Origin of the sequence: Bradyrhizobium sp. 41S5, from assembly GCF_011516665.3 — a bacterium.
In the GTDB taxonomy this organism is placed as follows: domain Bacteria; phylum Pseudomonadota; class Alphaproteobacteria; order Rhizobiales; family Xanthobacteraceae; genus Bradyrhizobium; species Bradyrhizobium quebecense.
The window spans coordinates 1,403,447-1,421,771 of record NZ_CP083721.1 but is presented as its reverse complement, the minus strand read 5'-3'; the positions used below and the strand labels follow the sequence as shown (position 1 = coordinate 1,421,771).

Below are 18,325 nucleotides of genomic sequence, written 5' to 3'. Positions count from 1 at the left end.
CCTGATCGCGCGATTATTACATTGCAGAAATCTTTCGACTTGTTATGCAGGCCGACCTCTTGGGGAACCACGTCATGGCCTGCAAATTCGGATTCGTGATCGCAATCATTGCGACGGCACTCGCCGTGCCTGCTGCGCATGCACAGGGCGCGCCCGAGCCTTTCGGCGTCTGGCAGACCCAGGCCGGCGATGCCCGCGTCAAGGTCAGCAAATGCGGCGGCGGCATCTGCGGCGTGGTGGTCAGCCTGCGCGACCCGATCGATCCGATGACCGGCAAGCCGCAGGTAGACAACAAGAATCCCAATCCGTCGCTGGCCAACCGGCCGATCATCGGGCTGCCGCTGTTCTCCGGCATGCAGCCGGTTGCCGCGGGCAAATGGTCGGGCCAGATCTACAATGCCGACGATGGCGGCACCTATGCGAGCAGCATCTCGGTGACCGGCGAGAGCACGCTGCGCGTCGAAGGCTGCGTCGGCGCGCTATGCGGCGGCGAGACCTGGACCCGCGTGGGGCGGTAAACGCGAGGCAGGATTTTCCTCCACCTGTCCCGCTTGCGGGGGGAAAGGAGCAGAATCCCGATGTTGCAACAACTTACACCGCGCGCGTCTTCAGCACGGTGGCGGCCGAGGCGTAGCCGCCGCGGGCGCCGTCGATGAAATGGACGTGGTCGGCGCGCATCACCGACGGCGTGAAGCAGGTCATCATCGCGGCATCCTGCTCGTGCAGGCCGTAGCGCACGATGCCCTGCGCGGCGGCGGCAACCAGGCGCTGCTCGAGTTCGGCGGCGAGCTCCGGCGTGCAGTCCAGGATCATGCGCAGGCCGTCGTCGAACTTGCGGAAGTCGGAATTCTCGACCACCTGCTGCAGATAGAGCTTCGGCGCGAACGTGCCGACCGGGATGTTGAACCGCATCAGCGTGTAGGCCCACAGCGTGAACACGAGAACGGCGGCACGCCGCAGCGCGAGCGATCCGCCGCGCCGCGCGCGGGCTTCATACTCCATGCCTTGCGGCGGCCAGCGCAGCGGCGGGCCGCCCGGCGGCACCGGCCGTCCCGCATCGGGGCTTTTCTCGATCCGGACGACGATGTCTTCGATCACCTTGCGGAAGGCTGCGGGATCGGCGTCCTTCGCCGGCAGTACCAGCACCGAGAGGATGACGCCACGCGCCGACGGCATCACCTCGAAGCGGCAGGACAGGCCGGACAGATCGGGTTGCGTGCCCTCAGGCGCCGGATCGAGCGCGAACTCGCCGCGCTTCATCGCGGCATCGGCAAACGCAAGACCGCCGCCGGAGAACATCGCATATGACAGATTGGGTGACGGCCCGAAGCGCGCGACGCGCACGTCGGCGCCCGCGGCGCGGATCGCCGCGATCGGCACCAAGGCCACCCGCAGCACCAGATCGAGATCATCGCGCACCCAGCGCGCGGTCGCGGCGAGTGCGTCGCGTGCTCTGTCGAGATCGACGGGCGCGACCGCGAAGCTCGCGCCGTCGCCGCCGAACACGAAGGGGAATTCGCGGCCATCGAGCGCGTTGGTGACCGAGGCGACCACCGCGGCACCGGCCATGTTGACCGCCTTGTAGCGCTGCGCCGCGATCGCCTTGGTGGACTCGACGATATCGGCGACACCGACCGTCCAGTCGTCGGGCAACGGCGCATACAGCGCCGGATCCATCAGGCGCGCGAAGCCGCGAAACACCGGAATGCCGCCGTAGAAGATCTCGCTGCCGCCAGCCATCGCAACGCCGCGTTGTTTCCGCTTCTACAAGACTCTCTAGCAGATACGCGGCCGATTGGGACCGAGTTTTAGAAGCGTAGCCCGGATGGAGCGAAGTTCCGTAATCCTGAGGTGCGAGCGCAGCGAGCCTCGAAGGATGCACAAGCGCCGGTGTACGGCGCCGTCAGCTTGCGTCGTTTGCGAAACCGTAGCCCGGATGAAGCGCAGCGAAATCCGGCGGACCTCGCGACTACTGCAGAGTGCTGGTCCCGTCATGCTGAGGAGGGGCCGCGCAGCGGCCGTCTCGAAGCATGACGGGATAAGAGGGCTACGAGTGCCCCCACTTCCCCAAGCCGCGCAGCACGAGCTGGTTCATGCGGCTGGCGAAGGCGGCGGGGTCGTCGGGCATCTCGCCGTCGAGGATCTGCGCCTGCTCGAACAGCAACAGCGACAGATCCTTCGCCTGCGCGGTGTCGGTCGCGAGCGCTGCGACCAGCGGATGGCGCAGATTGATCTCGAGGATCGGCTTGGTGATCTCGCCGCGGTTCTGCTGGGCGAGCAAGCGCTCGAGCGCGCGGTCGCGCGCATCGCCGCCGGCGACCAGGCACGACGCGCTCGCGGTCAGCCGCTGCGAGGCACGGACGTCGGAAACGCGCGCGCCGAGCGCATCCTTGATCACGGCGATCGTCGTCGCAGCATCGGCTGCGGGCTCATCCTTCTTGTCTTCGGACTTGTCGTCAACGAGCGGGATCAGGCCGAAATCGACATCGCCCTGGCTCAGCGACTTCAGCGGCTTGCCGCCGAAATCGAGCGGCGCCGAGGTCCAGAATGCATCGACGGGATCGGTGAGCAGCAGCACCTCGATGCCGCGGGCGCGCGCCGATTCCAGCTTCGGGTTCGACTTCAGCCGCTCGACGCTGTCGCCGACCAGATAATAGATCTCGGTCTGGTTCGGCTTGAAGTCGTCGACAACCTGCTTCAGCGAGCGCTTCTCGCCCGACGTCGTGGTGAAGCGCGCCAGCGCCAACAGCTTCTCGCGGCGCTCGAAATCCTCCCACAGGCCTTCCTTGATGACCGGGCCGAATGCGTCCCAGATCTTTGCGAAGGTCTCCGGCTCTTTCTCGCCGAGCGTTTCCAGCTCGCCGACCACGCGGCTGGTGACGGCCTTGCGGATCTGGGCGAGCTGCGGATTGTTCTGCAGCATTTCGCGCGAAATGTTGAGCGGCAGGTCCTCGCTGTCGATCACGCCGCGGATGAAGCGCAGATAGGCCGGCAGCAGCTCGGCATCGTCGGCGATGAAGACGCGGCGGACATAGAGCTTGACCTTGCCCTTGCGCTCGACCTGAAACAGGTCGAGCGGCTTTTGCGACGGCGCGAACAGCAGTACGGCATAGGACTGGCGGCCCTCGGCGCGATAATGCAGCGTCATCGCCGGCTCGTCGAACGCGCCCGCGATCTGCTTGTAGGCCTGCGCATAGTCTTCAGGCGAAAGCTCGGATTTCGAGCGCTGCCACAGCGCACTCGCCGAATTGATCTGGCGCGGCTCGCCCTCCTCCGGCACCAAGAGGATCGGAAACTGGATGTTGTCGGAATATTCGCGGACGATGCGCTCGATCTCGTAGCTCTCGAGATATTTGGCGGCGTCCTTCTTCAGATGCAGCACGATCTCGGTGCCGCGCGCGACGCGCTGGGCGGCCTCCTCGCTTGCCGGCGCAATCTCGAAGCCGCTGCCGCCTTCCGACGCCCATACCCACACCTCGTCAGAGCCGGCGCGGCGGCTGGTGACGACGATCTTCTCGGCGACCATGAAGGCGGCATAGAAGCCGACGCCGAACTGGCCGATCAGATTGGCGCCGTCCTTGGCCTCGGTCAGCTTCGACAGGAACGATCTGGTGCCGGAGCGCGCGATGGTGCCGAGATTGTCGATCAGCTCCGCCCGCTCCATGCCGATGCCGGTATCGACCACGGACAGCGTATTGGCCGCCTTGTTCGGGACGATCCTGATCTCCGGCGGCGTGCCGTCGGTGATCAGGCCGGGATTGGCGATCGCCTCATAGCGCAACTTGTCGCAGGCGTCGGATGCGTTCGAGATCAGTTCACGCAGGAAGATATCGGTCTCGGAATAGACCGAATGCACCATCAGGTGCAGCAATTCGGCAACCTCGGCCTGGAACGGCTGGGATTCGGCGGCGGCGATTGTGGTCATGCGGAAAACTCGGACAAATGGTAAGTGGCGGGAAAGCCCTGATATAGCGCGATCGCGCCGCGTGGCAAGACGAGCGGGAGGGAACCGTCAGCCCGAGATCGCAGCGAGATAGCGCGCGACGGAACGGTCGAACGCCGCCCTGGCATCGGTTGTGATGTTCTTGCCCCACCAGGCGCCGTAGATCCGATCATACGCCAGCGGCTCGACCGTGCGCGCGATGCGGCGGACCGCGGATGCGTTGAGCGGAATGTAGTTCGGGTAGGAATACATGAAGCTGACCGAGCAGCGGTCCATCGCCACCATCGCGATGTCGCCGGTGAGGAGCGCACCGCGCCCGTCCGCCCCCTTGCGCCAATGCAGCATGGTGGCACCGGCGAAATGGCCTCCGGCACGCACCAGGAGAATGTCGTCGGAGATGCGATGGCTGTCGCCTTGCCACGGCACGATCGACCGATACGGTCGCGTCACCCATTGCGCATCGTCGCCGTGCAGATAGACCGGCGCGTCGTCGAACGCCGCGCTCCAGTCGGCGACCGCGCCATAATAATGCGGATGCGAGATCGCGACCGCCTTCAGCCCGCCGAGCGACCTGACATGCGCGATCGCCTCGGCGGTCGCGAGCGGCACGCAGTCCCACAGCACGCAGCCGCCGCGGTCCGGCACCAGTAACGCGCGCTGCCCGATCGCAAATGACGGCTCAAGCGCCAATCCGACGAGGCCAAGATCGTCGCGCCAGACCAGCCTGTGCCGCTGCGCGAGCTCCTCGCGCGTCAGCCACGCCTGCCCCTTCCAGTTCACATATTGCCGTTCGTCCTCGCAGATCGGGCAGGACGATGGCGGCGCCGCGGTTTCAGGAAATTGCGCGCCGCATTGTTCGCAAGTCCAGAGAGGCATTGAGACCACACGCGTTGGGGTGAAGCTGATCCCCTGATCTACGTCAGCAGCGCAACGCGTTCAATGCCGGCGCCCCAGTTCCATCTGCATCTCCGCTGGCGCTGCGCCGAACTTGCGGCGGAACGCGCGGTGGAAATAGGACAGGTCGTTGAAGCAGACCGTATAGGCGATATCGCTGACCTTGCGGCCGGCGCCCTGCTCGTGCAGCAGCAGCCGGCGCGCCAGCAGCAGGCGCTCCTCCCGACATGGTGCAGCGGGTGGCCGACATGTCCATGCAGCTGTTCGGCGGTGCCGGTTATTCCAGGGACCTGCCGATCGAGCGCATCTGGCGGGAAACCCCGGTGGTCCGCATTCTGGGTGGCACGTCCGAGATCATGCGGCAGATCATCGCCCGCAACGCGTTCCGCAACCATGAACGGCGGAACGCGCCAATCTGACAACCGTCTTCCACTTTATGTTGCAATAGTTCTTGGTGATCCACTTCCGCTGTCTTACTGTTTTTGCTGGATGGGGAAGGAAGTGGCTTCGGGGACGACGCTCAAGCTCAAGCAACAACGCAGCCGCGATCGGCGCGAGCAGATCCTCTCGGCAGCGACCAGGCTGTTCGGCCAGCGGGGCATCGACGGCACTTCGCTCATCGAGGTCGCTTCGGTGGCGAAAGTACCGCTCTCCAGCATCTACGATTCTTTCGAGGACAAGCGCGCGCTGGTGCTGGATGTGCCCGAGGGCAATTTCGAAGCGCTGTATCAGAAGACCGAGCCGCTGCTGGTGAAGGGCGGCGACCCCGTCGAGCAGCTTCGCATCATCTTCCTGACCAACTTCCAGTACATCAAGGACAACCCGAGCTGGGCCGCGTGCTCTTCCTGAAGATATGGCCGAGCGTCCTTGCCGCCGAGCCGCGGGTCAAGAAGGCGGTCGACAAATACGCGCTGCGCTATGTGCAGCTGATCAAGCAGGCGATCCGCGCCGACACCTATCGCCGCGACCTCGATCCCTATACCGCGATGTCGCTGATGATGGGCGGCATGTGCCACCTGACCGCGGTCTGGCTGCTGTACGGACGCAAATACGATCTGATGAAGAAAGGCAGAACGCTGTTCACCACGCTGCACAGCGGGTTCGTTCAGCGTTAGCAGAGCCGGTACGGGGCCCTGGCTTCGGCGGCGTGAACGATTTGATCCAAATTCAGCGCTGTTTGTCCTGTCGTGAGATGATCCTTTCCAGAAAACCAATACACAACCGTCGAAATCCTGTTCTAGTATGATGCCATGGGCGACCCGCGGTTGGACTCGCGGGCACTGGGGATGGGAGCGAACCGATGGACGTCAAGGCTGTTCTGCCGCCGCGTGGCCGCGACTATCGCCTCGATCTGCTGCGCGGCTTCGCCAACTGGGCGATCTATCTCGATCACATCCCGAACAATGCCGTGAACTGGATCACGCAGAAGAATTTCGGCTTCAGCGACGCGGCCGATCTGTTCGTCTTCATCTCCGGCTACACCGCGTCCTTTGTCTATGCGCGGATGATGCTGGAGCGCGGCACCGTGATCGGCGCCACCCGGCTGATCAAGCGGGCCTGGCAGATCTATGTCGCGCATGTCCTGCTGTTCGTAATCTACATCGCCGAGATCGGCTATCTCGCGCAACGCTACCACGATCCCAATCTGCAGAATGAATTCAACGTCGCGGGCTTCATGCAGAACCCGGCGGAGACGCTCTATCAGGGCCTGATCCTGGCGTTCAAGCCGGTCAACATGGACGTGCTGCCGCTCTACATCGCGCTGATGCTGGTCTATCCGCTGGTGCTGTGGGCGATGCTGCGGAAGCTCAATCTGACGCTGGCGATCTCGTTCCTGCTCTATCTCGCCGCACGGCATTTCGGCTGGAATCTGCCGGCCTATCCAGGCGGCTCGTGGTACTTCAACCCATTCTGCTGGCAGTTCCTGTTCGTGTTCGGCGGCTGGTTCGCCCTCGGCGGCGCAAGCGAATCGATCACGTTGATCCGCTCGCGCGCCTTCCTCTGGCTCGGCGGCGCCTATCTGTTGTTTGCGCTGATCATGACGCTGGCGGGTCGCTTTCCGGAGCTGGGCCAGGCGATGCCGCCCTGGCTCTATGACGCCTTCAATCCCAACGACAAGACCAACCTCGCGCCCTATCGCGTGCTGCACTTCGTGGTGCTCGCCTTCTTCGTCACGCGCTTCCTGCCGCGCGAATGGGCCGGATATGAATGGCCGATATTCCAGCCGATCATCAAATGCGGTCAGCAGTCGCTCGAGGTGTTCTGCTCGGGCGTGTTCCTTGCCGTGGTCGCGCATGTGGTGCTGGCCGAGGTCTCCGGAAGCCTCTGGATGCAGATCCTGGTCAGCGCGATCGGCATCGTGCTGATGACCGTGCTCGCCTATTACCGCTCCTGGTCGAAGAAGGTCGACAAGGCGCCGAAGCCGCCCGTGGCTGCGCAGGCGCCGGCAGCCGCGAAGCCGGCGGAATAGCCGGCCGGTGCGCAAGGTGTTTTCTTCACACAAAACAGTATCCGCTTCGCGCGAAAGCGCTTTAGGGTGACCGGATGTCCCGCGCCTTTACTCACGACCATCCCGACATCCTGCGGCTCGAAGCCGACGCGCTCGACGCGCGGCCCGGAGCAATCCTGCTCGAACACTCGCCGTTCTTTCCGGGCGGCGGCGGACAGCTTGCCGACCGCGGACTTCTGAGATGGTCCGGCGGCGTGCTGCCGGTGACCGGCCTCGCACGTGACGAACGCGGCCTCTGGCACATGGTCCCCGGCGACAGCCTGATCTCCGGCAAGGTCATGCTCGAGGTCGAGCCGGCATTTCGCGCGTTGATGTGCGAACTGCACACGCTCGCCCACGTCGTCAACGCGCTGGTCTATACGCAGTTCGGCGGCGCGCTTCTGACCGGGGCGCAACTCAATGCCGACGGCAGCTTCCGGGTCGATTTCGATCTGCCGGGCGCCGACAACGAGGCCCTGCGGGCGCTCGACGCACCGCTGAACGACATCATCCGGCAGGACCTTCCGGTAAGCGCCGCCTTCATGGCACATACGCAAGCAGAAGCCATACCCGGATTGTTTCGCAGCAAGGCCGTCGCCCCGCCGGTCGGGGAGGATGGCCTTGTCCGGATCGTCGAGATCCTCGGTCTCGACCGGCAGGCCTGCGGCGGCACCCATCTGGCGTCGACCGGGCAGGCCCGCCCTGCGCGCATCGTCAAGATCGACAACAAGGGCCGCCAGAATCGCCGGATCAAGGTTGCGGTCTGACATGCTTCAGGCAAATCGTGCGCGCGTGCTATTTCGCGAGCGGTTTGCCGGCCGTCTCCGGCGCGAGCCGGATCAAGGGCAGGCCGATCAGATAGATCAGCGACAGCATCGAAATCGCCAGCGGAAAACTCCCGGTGCGGGCGGCGAGCGCGCCGATCAGCGTCGGGCCGGCAGCGCCGAGCACGCGGCCCATGCTGAAGGCGAAACCGGAACCCGAGCCGCGCAGCCCGCTTGGAAACATCTCCGGCAGCCAGATCGTGAAAAGGCCGAACACGCCATTGGTGAAGAAGCCGAGCACCGGGAGCAAAGCCATGAACAGCACCAGACTATCGAGCCATTCGATCGCGACTTCGTAGCAGACCACGACGGAGATCAGCCCGCCGATGAAAAACAGCACCGCGGTGCGGCGCCGGCTGCCGAGCCAATTGGTGAGCCATGGCACGAGGAGGCAGCCGATCAGCGTGCCGACATTGGTGATCAGCCCGGCAACCGCGCCCATCTCCTGCGCATGCGCAGGCGTCGCTCCCGCCGCGACCAGCTTGGTGGAAATCACGGTGGGCGCCCAGAAGTTCGACGACCACAGGCCGAAGATGATACAGGCCATCATCAGTGCAGCCGCCCAGGTGGTTCGCGCCTGATCTCCCGCAAACAACGCCGAGACCGACGGCCGCTCGCGCGACGCGCTGCTCTCGGGTTCGGGAATGTTGCTGCGCAGGTACGCAATCAGGAGCGCCGGCAGGATGCCGAGCAGGAACATGCCGCGCCAGCCGAGCGTGCTGCCGATCACGAGCGTCACGGCGGCGGCGAGGAATAGTCCGGTCGGCGTGGCCGTGTGCAGCCAGCCCGCGAGCCGCACCCGCGTATTCTCCGGTACGGATTCCTGCAGCAACGGCGTGCCCGCGGCCCATTCACCGCCGATGCCAAAGCCGGCAACGAAGCGAAACAATGCGAACATCACGATCTCGGTCGCAAGCCCGCATAGCGCCGTGAACAGCGAGTACACCAGCACCGTCCAGCACATGATCCTGACGCGACCGTAACGGTCCGCGGCCCAGCCCCAGATCATCGAGCAGGCCCAGCCCAGCATGAAGATCGAGAACAGCAGCCCGCCATAGATGCCGATATTGGCCTTGCTCGGCTCGATGCCGCTGGCCGGCAACAGCTCGCTCAGCGCGCTGACCAGGATGTAGCCGTACATCGAGGAATCGAAGCCATCGAGCATCCAGCCGAACCAGGTCGCCCAAAACACTTTTCGCGGCGACACCGCACCAGTCGCAGCGACCGACGGCGCAACGGCATCATCGATGCTCTCAGTCATGTTTCCTCGCACGTTTCTTTTGTGCTGTGGACTATGGCGAGGTTTGCGCGAAGGGACACCTCCAGCAAACGGGACGGAGGTATCCGACACGAGAATGGCGGCGCCGTTCATATCGACGCACCGCTGCGACCGCCCAAAGCCGTCACGGCGGAGATCGGCTCGCGCCTGGGGATCATGCCGCGGTTCGCTCGACGGGGCGCGATCGGCTTGTTAAGCCGCGTGCCGCAAGGACAATTTGAGTCGGGGCACATGACCGTAGCGATCGAGATGGGACAAACGACGGCCGGCGCTTCCGCGGCCATCGACCTCGAGGAGCTATTGGCCACGCGCCTCCTGGTGCAGGGCAATTCGGGTTCCGGAAAATCCCATCTGCTGCGCCGGCTGCTGGAACAGAGCGCGCCATGGGTGCAGCAGACCATCATCGACCCCGAGGGTGACTTCGTGACCCTGGCCGAGCGATTCGGCCACCTCGTCATCGATGCCGAGGACCATACCGAGCGCAGCCTGCAGGTCGCCGGCGAGCGCGTGCGCATCCATCGTGTCTCGACCGTGCTCAATCTCGAGGGGCTCGACGCCGAGAATCAGATGCGGCGCGCCGCAGCCTTCCTCGGCGGCATGTTCGAGGTTGCCCGCGATCACTGGTATCCGATGCTGGTGGTGGTGGACGAGGCGCAGCTGTTCGCGCCGGCAATCGCGGGCGAAGTCTCCGACGAGGCACGCAAGCTCTCGCTCGGCGCGATGACCAACCTGATGTGCCGCGGCCGCAAGCGCGGGCTTGCCGGGATCATCGCGACCCAGCGGCTGGCCAAGCTCGCCAAGAATGTCGCCGCCGAAGCATCGAACTTCCTGATGGGCCGGACCTTCCTCGATATCGACATGGCGCGGGCCGCCGACCTGCTCGGCATGGAGCGGCGGCAGGCGGAGGCGTTCCGCGACCTGGAGCGCGGACAATTCATGGCGCTGGGACCCGCACTCTCCCGCCGTCCGCTGGGCTTGCGCATCGGTCCGACGGACACCCAACCGCGCAACGCCGCGCCGCGGCTGATGCCGCTGCCTGAAGCGGCGCTCGAAGACGCGCGCGCCATCATCCTCGCAGCGCCGCCGCTTGAAACGGCGGCCAGGCCGCCGCGCCGGGCACCGCCGCCCGACCTGCTCAGCCAACTTATGGCCGCCAAGCAGCCGGCACCGGAGACCGATCCCGAGGCTGCCGAACCGCCACTCAGCGCGGAGAAGTTGGCCGAACGGCGTGAGCGGCTGGATCGCATCCTGCGCGCCATCCTCGCCGAGCCCGACGCGGGCTTCCGCGCCATCGGCGTGCTCTATCAGGAGTTCGTGGTCCGCTGCCGCATCGAGGGTTTCGGTGCCGTCGTGCCGGAGCTGACCGATTTCCGCCGCATGCTGACGCGCGCCCGCGCCGGGCTCGGCACCGAGATGGCGGAGGACGACGCGTGGCAGGATGTCTCGCTGCGTGCCGCCATCCTGCCCGAGGACATGCAGGGCGTCTTCATGATGATCGCGCGTGCCGCGAAGGAAGGCTGGCCCTGCCCGAGCGATGCAGCGATCGCCCGCGCCTATGGCACGCACTCGCTGCGCCGCGCCCGGCATCTTCTGACCTACATCGAGGAGCAGGGCCTGATTGTCTGCCAGCTTGACGGTGCCGGCCGGCGGATCGTGACACTCGTCGAGCTCGCCTGGGCCACGGCCGCGGCCGACCCGAATGTCGACGAGGTGCCGGCAGAAGCAGCCGGCAGCAGCTCGCCGCCGTGATCAGTCGTTGGGCGACGAAGCGTTCGGTATTGCATGGAACTCCAGAAGCGTCGCAAGACACGAAAAGGCCCGCCGAGAGGCGGGCCTTTTTGTTTCTGCTGGTCGAGGGATCTGGTTGCGGTGGGCCCGCGACAGGCCCACACAGCCCCTCATCTTCAGGCCTCACGCATGCTGTGGCTGCGCAAGCTGGCTGACCTGCATCGCCGGCGGATCGACAACCAGGGTACCGCCATGGCCGTCACTCGAGGTCGTGAAGGTCGAGGCCATGTAGTTGCCCAGCAGCGCAATGCTCGCCGTGATGGTGCCGTCCGTCACCGTGAGCGTTCCGTGCGTTGAGTCTCCGCTGAAGGTCGGCGTGTGAACGTTCGCGAAATTGATGTTCGCGAAATCGATCGCGTCCGAACCGGTCATCCCGGCGACGGTTCCGCCAAAGCTCGCGGAATTGTCGAGCTTCAGCGTCCCCGTCGACCCTTGGAACGCCACGGAGGCATTCGACGCCCCCGTCAATTCGAGGGTGCCGCTCGGGACGATGGTGGCGCTGCTCGGGCTCTCTCCCGTCACGTTGAACGACTGCCAGGCTCCCCACGCGGTGCCGTCATTGGCCCGGATCCAGAGTTGGTCGGTGCCCGAGCCGGCCTGATAGGTCGCCTGGGAAAGCTGCGCCGCAGTGATGTCGATCTCGGTATTCGCTTGCTGGTTCACTCCGTTGACGTTCCAACGCCCGTTGGTGTTGGAATCCCACAGCGCATATTTCGTGATGGCATCGCCGTCGGCGTCCGTCGCAGTGACGAGGTTCGCAGCAGCAAAGGTCTGTCCCGAGACCGTCACGACGTCGGAGACCGAGACCGTCGGCGCCTGGTTGGTTGCGGTGGCCGTGAACGACTTCCACGTACTCCACTCGCTACCGTCATTGGCCCGCACGAAGAGCGTGTCCGACGGCGAGCCGCCGGGGCCGAACACGTAGCTGACCTGCGAGAGGTTCGCTGCGGTAACAACGATCTCGGCATTGGCCGCCTGGGCGACGCCATTCACCACCCAGTGACCATTGCCGCCGGTGTCCCAGAACGCGTACTGCGTGATCGGATCGCTCTCGGCATCCGAGGTCGAGAACAGGGTCGAGGCCGCCACCGAATGGCCGTGAATGCCACTGACGTTCGATGCCGTCACGACCGGAGCCGTGTCGGGACCCGGCGTTGCCGTGAATGCGGTCCAGCCGCCCCACTCGCTGCCGTCATTGGCCCGCACATAGAGCGTATCGGGCGTCGAGTTGCCGGGGCCGAACACGTAGCTCACCTGCGAGAGGTTCGCCGCGGCAACATCGATCTCGGCGTTGGCCGCTTGGGCGACGCCATTCACCAGCCAGTGGCCATTGCCGCCGGTGTCCCAGAACGCATACTGGGTGATCGGATCGCTCTCGGCATCCGAGGTCGAGAACAGGCTCGAGGCGAGCGTCGACGTCTCACCGTGGACCGCGGCCACGTTCGCCGCCGTCAAGACCGGAGCCGTGTCGGGACCCGGTGTTGCCGTGAATGCGGTCCAGGTGCTCCACTTCGATCCGTCGTTCGCCCGCACGTAGAGCGTGTCGGGCGTCGAGTTGCCGGGGCCGAACACGTAGCTGACCTGCGACAGGTTCGCCGCGGACACATCGATCTCGGTGTTGGCCGCCTGGGCGACACCGTTCACCACCCAGTGGCCATTGCCGCCGGTGTCCCAGAACGCGTACTGCGTGATCGGATCGCTCTCGGCATCCGAGGTCGAGAACAGGCTCGAGGCGAGAGTCGACGCCTCGCCGTGAACCGCGGCCACGTTCGCTGCCGTAACGACCGGAGCAGTATCGTTCCCCGGTGTTGCCGTGAACGCTGCCCAGCTGCTCCACTTCGATCCGTCATTCGCCCGCACGTAGAGCGTATCGGGCGTCGAGCCGCCCGGTCCGAACACGTAGCTGACCTGCGACAGGTTCGCCGCGGCAACATCGATCTCGACGTTTGCCGCCTGGGCGACGCCATTCACCACCCAGTGGCCACTGCCGCCGGTGTCCCAGAACGCATACTGGGTGATCGGATCGCTCTCGGCATCCGAGGTCGAGAACAGGCTCGAGGCGAGAGCCGACGTCTGCCCATGGGCGGCCGTCACGTTCGCTACCGTAACGACCGGGGCAGTATCGACCCCCGGCCCTGCCGTGAACGATGTCCAGGTACTCCACAGGCTGCCGTCGTTTGCCCGCACGAAAAGCGTATCAGGCGTCGAGCCGCCGGGACCGAACACGTAACTGACCTGCGACAGGTTCGCCGCGGCAACATCGATCTCGGTGTTGGCCGCCTGGGCGACACCATTCACCACCCAGTGGCCACTTCCGCCGGTGTCCCAGAACGCATACTGGGTGATCGGATCGCTCTCGGCATCAGAGGTCGAGAACAGGCTCGAGGCGAGAGCCGACGTCTGCCCATGGGCGGCCGTCACGTTCGCGGCCGTAACGACCGGAGCGGTATCGACCCCCGGTGTTGCCGTGAACGACTTCCAGGCCCCCCAGAGGCTGCCGTCATTCGCCCGCACGTAGAGCGTATCGGGCATCGAGCCGCCGGGCCCGAACACGTAGCTCACCTGCGACAGGTTCGCCGCGGCAACATCGATCTCGACATTGGCGGCCTGGGCGACACCATTCACCACCCAATGGCCATTTCCACCGGTGTCCCAGAACGCATACTGCGTGATCGGATCGCTCTCGGCATCCGAGGTCGAGAACAGACTCGACGCAAGCGCCGACGTCTGCCCATGGGCCGCCGTCACGTTCGCGGCCGTAACGACCGGAGCGGTATCAACCCCCGGCGCTGCCGTGAACGACTTCCAGGCTCCCCACAGGCTGCCGTCATTGGCCCGCACGTAGAGCGTATCGGCCATTGAGCCGCCGGGCCCGAATACGTAACTGACCTGCGACAGGTTCGCCGCCGCAACATCGATCTCGACGTTGGCGGCCTGGGCGACACCATTCACCACCCAGTGACCGTTGCCGCCGGTGTCCCAGAAAGCGTACTGGGTGATCGGATCGCTCTCGGCATCCGAGGTCGAGAACAGGCTCGAGGCTAGAGCCGACGTCTGCCCATGGGCCGCTGTGACGTTCGTGGCCGTAACGACCGGAGCGGTATCGATCCCCGGTGTTGCCGTGAACGACTGCCAAGCTCCCCACAACGTTCCGTCGTTCGCCTTGATGAACAGCGTATCGGGGGCCGATCCTGCCGGCCCGAACACGTAGCTCACCTGCGACAGCTGCGCCGCGGTAATATCGATCTCGGTGTTGGCGGCCTGGGCGACGCCATTCACCACCCAGTGGCCGCTTCCGCCGGTGTCCCAGAACGCGTACTGGGTCATCGTGTCGGGATCCGGATCGCTCACCGTGAACAGGCTGGATGCGGCAATCGACGTCTGGCCGTGCGCCGCAGTGACGTTGGCTGCGTTCACGGTCGGCGCGGTGTCGACAAACGCCTTTGCCGTAAACTGAGTCCAGCCGCTCCAAACCGTGCCGTCATTGGCCCGAACGAAGAGGGTATCGGTCGAACCGCTTGGACCGAACACGTAGCTCACCTGCGACAGGTTCGCCGCCCCAACATCGATCTCGGCGTTGGTAGCCTGGACGACGCCGTTGAAGACCCAGTGCCCGTTACCTTGGGTGTCCCAGAACGCGTATTGGGTGATGGGATCGCCATCGGCGTCCGTGACCGAGAACAGGCTGGAAGCGAGCGCAGAGCTCTCGCCAAAGATCGCCGTTACATTGGACGTTGACGTGACCGGCGCGACATCGGCGCGCGTCGTGACCAGCGTGCCGCTGCCGGAATCCGCGCTGACGTTGAACCGCACGCCAGGCGTCTGATCAAGCTGCACATCGAACGAGGAAGCCCCCTCCGTGACATGCAGGACATTGCCCGGAAGCAAGGTCGCCGACCCGCCGGATACGAAACTGAGGCCTGCGAGATCGATGCTGTCGCCCAGCACCAGCCCGCTGACGGTGGTGCCGGCCAAAGACGTGCCGTCGATCTTGAGCTGCCCGCCGGCCCCGCTGAAGGTGATGCCGCCGCTCGCGACGCTGCCGGCCTGCAACTCGACCGCGCCGCCCGAAATCGTCACCGGACCCGTGGAGCCGCCCGACGATACGACTTCAGTACCTCCTCCAAACACGAAGACGTTGCTCGTCGTCGTTCCGGCAAGGTTGAACGTGCCACCGCTCGACACCGCGATGTCGTGCGCCGTGGCTCCGGAAGCTACGTTGAACACGCCGCCACTGGAAACCGTCAGGTGATCCAGTGCGCCGCCCGACAAGACGTTGACCGTGCCGCCGGAGACGGCCGTCCCGGAGCCCACGGCCCCGTTGACGACACCACCCGAGAAGACGTTCTCGACACCGCCGGCATAAACGCCCACGCGGCTGAGCACGGTGCCCGACACATTGAATATGCCGCCGCTGGAGACGCCGACGAAAGCCGCCGAGCCGCCGGCCAGAACGTTCAATACGCCGCCTGCGCTGACTCCGGTGCCCGAACTGACGGCGCCGGTGATCAATCCACCGGACAGCACGTTCTCGACGCCGCCGCTGGTGACGCTGGCATTGCTCAGCACTGTGCCCGCAACATTGAAGGTGCCGCCGCTCGACACGCCGACAAAGGCGGCGGTGGCGCCGGCCGACAGGTTCAACGTACCGCCCGAAACTCCCGTCCCGGATCCGCTCGCGCCGGAGATGGATCCACCGGACAAAACATTCTCGACGCCGCCGGCGTAGATGCCGGTGTTGCTCAGCACCTTGCCCGCGACATTGAAGATGCCGCCGCTCGACACGCCGATGTGAACAGCCGAACCACCGGCCAGGACGTTCACGATGCCGCCAGCGGAAATGATGGTTGCCGCACTCGATGCGCCGGAGATGAACCCGCCGGAGAGCACGTTCTCGATACCACCGCTCGAGACCAGCGTGTTGCTGATGATCGTACCTGCAACATTCAAGGTGCCGCTCGACACCGTAAGGTCGTGTGCCGTGCCACCGGCCGAGACATTCAGAGTGCCGCTCGAAACTGTCAGGTGATCCAGTGCACCGCCGGAAGATACGTTGACGGTGCCGCCGGAAACGCCCGTGCCGGAACCCGGGAGCCCGGTGACGACACCACCCGCGAGAACATTCTCAACGCCGCCGTCATAGACGGCCGCCATGCTGAGGACAGTGCCAGCCACGTTGAACGTACCGCCACTCGACACACCGACGTGAACGGCCGAACCACCGGCAAGAAGGTTCAATGTGCCGAGCACTCCGGTCCCGGAGCTCGTGGCTCCGGAGATCAGTCCACCGGACAGCACGTTCTCGATACCGCCGCTCGAGACCAGCGTGTTGCTGGTGATCGTGCCTGCGACATTCATGGTGCCGCCGCTCGACACCGTAATGTTGTGCGCCGTGCCGCCGGCGGAGACATTCAGCGTGCCGCTCGACACCGTCAGGTGATCCAGCGCACCGCCTGCAAGGACATTAACGGTACCGCCGGATATGCCCGTCCCGGAGCCGGTCACACCGGTGACGACACCACCCGAGAGAACATTCTCAACACCGCCGTCGTAGACAGCGACATTGCTGAGCACGGTGCCCGCCACGTTGAACGTGCCGCCGCTCGAAACACCGACGAACGCCGCCGAGCCGCCGGCCTGAACGTTCAGCGTACCGATAACCCCGGTCCCCGAGCTGATGGCTCCGGAGATCAGTCCGCCGGACTGCACATTCTCGACACCGCCGGCAAACACCATGCCGTTGCTGAGCACGGTGCCCGCCACATTGAACGTGCCGCCGTTCGACACGCCGACAAAGACCGCTGAGCCCCCGGCCAGAAGATTTACCGTACCGCCGGCAATGCCCGTCCCCGAGCCGCTGGCCCCGCTGATCAGTCCACCGGACAGCACCGTCTCGACGCCGCCCGCCAGGACGCCCGTATTGCTGGTCATGGTGCCGCCGACGCTGAGCACGCCGCCGCTCGAAACAGTAACGTGGTCGGCGGTGGCGCCGGCTTCGACGATGACCCGCCCGGAATCGCCGACACTCGTCGCCGAGCCGCCGGCGAGAATGTCGAGCAGACCTCCGCCTGAAACTTGCACGCCCGACGCGAGGCCACCCGACGAAACGGTCTCAACACCGCCGCTGAGCACGAATTGATTGGTGACGATACCGCTGTCGTTCAGCGCACCGCCGGTATAGACGAACATTGCGGTCGCGGTAGCGCCCGACTGCACGTTCACCGTGCCGCCGGAGATCGCGGTGCCGAAGCCTCCGGACACACCCTGCACCACACCGCCCGACAGCACGTTCTCGACGCCGCCGCTATACACACCGACAGAGCTCAGCACCGTACCGGCGACGTTGAAGACGCCACCGGCCGAGACGCCGACATAGGCCGCCGTGCCGCCGGCCGAAAGGTTCAACGTACCGCCCGAAACGCCGGTCCCGGATCCGCTCGCTCCGGAGATCGACCCGCCCGACAGGATGTTCTCGACGCCACCGGCGTAGACGGCCGCGTTGCTCAGCACACTGCCGGCAACGTTGAACGTGCCGCCGCTCGAAACACCAACGTGGACGGCGGACCCGCCGGCTTGAAGGTTCAGTATGCCGCCGGCGGAAACGCCGGTCCCGGAGTTTGTTGCCCCCGAAATGAAACCGCCCGCCAGTACGTTTTCGACACCGCCGCTACGGACCCCGATCATGCTGAGCGTCGTGCCGGCTACGTTGAAGACGCCGCCGCTCGAAACCGACAGGAATGAAGCAGAGCCGCCGGCTAGAACATTGACGGTGCCGCCCGAAATTCCCGTTCCGGATCCGATCTGACCGGAGATGAACCCGCCGGCCTCGATGTTCTCGACGCCCCCGGTGAACACCGCGGTGAAACTGTTGACGGTCCCCGCCACGTTGAGCGTGCCGCCACTCGAGACGGCGAAGCGATCGCCCGCGCCGCCGGCGCCGACGACGGCACTGCCGCCGCTGGAAATCGTTGTCCCAACCGCGTAGCCGCCGCCATCGACCAGGAGCTGGCCGCCGGACAGCGTTGTCACGCTTGCGAAGCCCCCGCTGAGGACTTCGAGCGTATTGCCCCCCGTTTCGATCAGTCCTGAGCTGGTAACACCCGAGCTTA

General features: G+C 65.3%; 13 protein-coding genes. 7 read left to right on the top strand and 6 right to left on the bottom strand.

Annotated features, from left to right (window positions below; all coding sequences use genetic code 11):
* The first annotated feature begins 74 nt into the window (after window positions 1–74).
* Window positions 75–518, top strand: a complete 444-nt coding sequence (locus tag HAP47_RS06650; RefSeq protein ID WP_173638929.1) for a DUF2147 domain-containing protein — start codon at window positions 75–77, stop codon at window positions 516–518.
* Window positions 519–591: 73 nt separating this feature from the next.
* Here the strand turns inward: HAP47_RS06650 and HAP47_RS06645 are convergent, their stop codons facing one another.
* The 4 genes from HAP47_RS06645 to HAP47_RS06630 form a co-directional block, all read right to left on the bottom strand.
* Window positions 592–1,740, bottom strand: a complete 1,149-nt coding sequence (locus HAP47_RS06645) for a DUF3095 domain-containing protein (protein WP_173638930.1) — start codon at window positions 1,738–1,740, stop codon at window positions 592–594.
* 307 nt (window positions 1,741–2,047) lie between these two features.
* On the bottom strand, window positions 2,048–3,925 hold the full coding sequence (htpG, locus tag HAP47_RS06640; RefSeq protein ID WP_173638931.1) for a molecular chaperone HtpG: 1,878 nt from the start codon (window positions 3,923–3,925) through the stop codon (window positions 2,048–2,050).
* Window positions 3,926–4,012: 87 nt separating this feature from the next.
* Window positions 4,013–4,819 carry an MBL fold metallo-hydrolase gene (locus HAP47_RS06635; RefSeq protein ID WP_173638932.1) on the bottom strand — a complete coding sequence of 269 codons (807 nt, stop codon included), beginning with the start codon at window positions 4,817–4,819 and terminating at the stop codon, window positions 4,013–4,015.
* Between the two features lie 60 nt (window positions 4,820–4,879).
* Window positions 4,880–5,047: a helix-turn-helix domain-containing protein gene (locus tag HAP47_RS06630; protein WP_231168951.1), complete on the bottom strand. Its 168-nt coding sequence runs from the start codon at window positions 5,045–5,047 to the stop codon at window positions 4,880–4,882.
* A gap of 17 nt (window positions 5,048–5,064) precedes the next feature.
* Here HAP47_RS06630 and HAP47_RS06625 point away from each other — a divergent pair, with 17 nt between their 5' ends.
* From HAP47_RS06625 to HAP47_RS06605, 5 genes are all read left to right on the top strand, one after another.
* Window positions 5,065–5,256, top strand: a complete 192-nt coding sequence (locus HAP47_RS06625) for an acyl-CoA dehydrogenase family protein (RefSeq protein ID WP_231168797.1) — start codon at window positions 5,065–5,067, stop codon at window positions 5,254–5,256.
* Window positions 5,257–5,338: 82 nt separating this feature from the next.
* Entirely contained in the window at window positions 5,339–5,686 is a 348-nt protein-coding gene (locus tag HAP47_RS06620) for a TetR/AcrR family transcriptional regulator (protein WP_231168796.1), read from the top strand.
* On the top strand, window positions 5,674–5,952 hold the full coding sequence (locus HAP47_RS06615) for a hypothetical protein (RefSeq protein WP_231168795.1): 279 nt from the start codon (window positions 5,674–5,676) through the stop codon (window positions 5,950–5,952). Before HAP47_RS06620 ends, HAP47_RS06615 begins: the two co-directional genes overlap by 13 nt.
* Window positions 5,953–6,137: 185 nt before the next feature.
* A complete protein-coding gene (locus HAP47_RS06610) occupies window positions 6,138–7,307 on the top strand; it encodes an OpgC domain-containing protein (protein ID WP_173638933.1) in 1,170 nt (389 codons plus the stop codon).
* Window positions 7,308–7,381: 74 nt separating this feature from the next.
* Entirely contained in the window at window positions 7,382–8,092 is a 711-nt protein-coding gene (locus HAP47_RS06605) for an alanyl-tRNA editing protein (RefSeq protein ID WP_173638934.1), read from the top strand.
* 28 nt (window positions 8,093–8,120) lie between these two features.
* On the opposite strand, the gene HAP47_RS06600 is transcribed toward HAP47_RS06605, so the two are convergent.
* On the bottom strand, window positions 8,121–9,410 hold the full coding sequence (locus tag HAP47_RS06600) for an MFS transporter (protein WP_173638935.1): 1,290 nt from the start codon (window positions 9,408–9,410) through the stop codon (window positions 8,121–8,123).
* A gap of 249 nt (window positions 9,411–9,659) precedes the next feature.
* Here HAP47_RS06600 and HAP47_RS06595 point away from each other — a divergent pair, with 249 nt between their 5' ends.
* On the top strand, window positions 9,660–11,177 hold the full coding sequence (locus HAP47_RS06595; protein WP_173638936.1) for an ATP-binding protein: 1,518 nt from the start codon (window positions 9,660–9,662) through the stop codon (window positions 11,175–11,177).
* Between the two features lie 162 nt (window positions 11,178–11,339).
* Here HAP47_RS06595 and HAP47_RS06590 read toward each other — a convergent pair whose 3' ends face one another.
* On the bottom strand, window positions 11,340–18,245 hold the full coding sequence (locus HAP47_RS06590; protein WP_173638937.1) for a hypothetical protein: 6,906 nt from the start codon (window positions 18,243–18,245) through the stop codon (window positions 11,340–11,342).
* Between the last annotated feature and the right edge of the window lie 80 nt (window positions 18,246–18,325).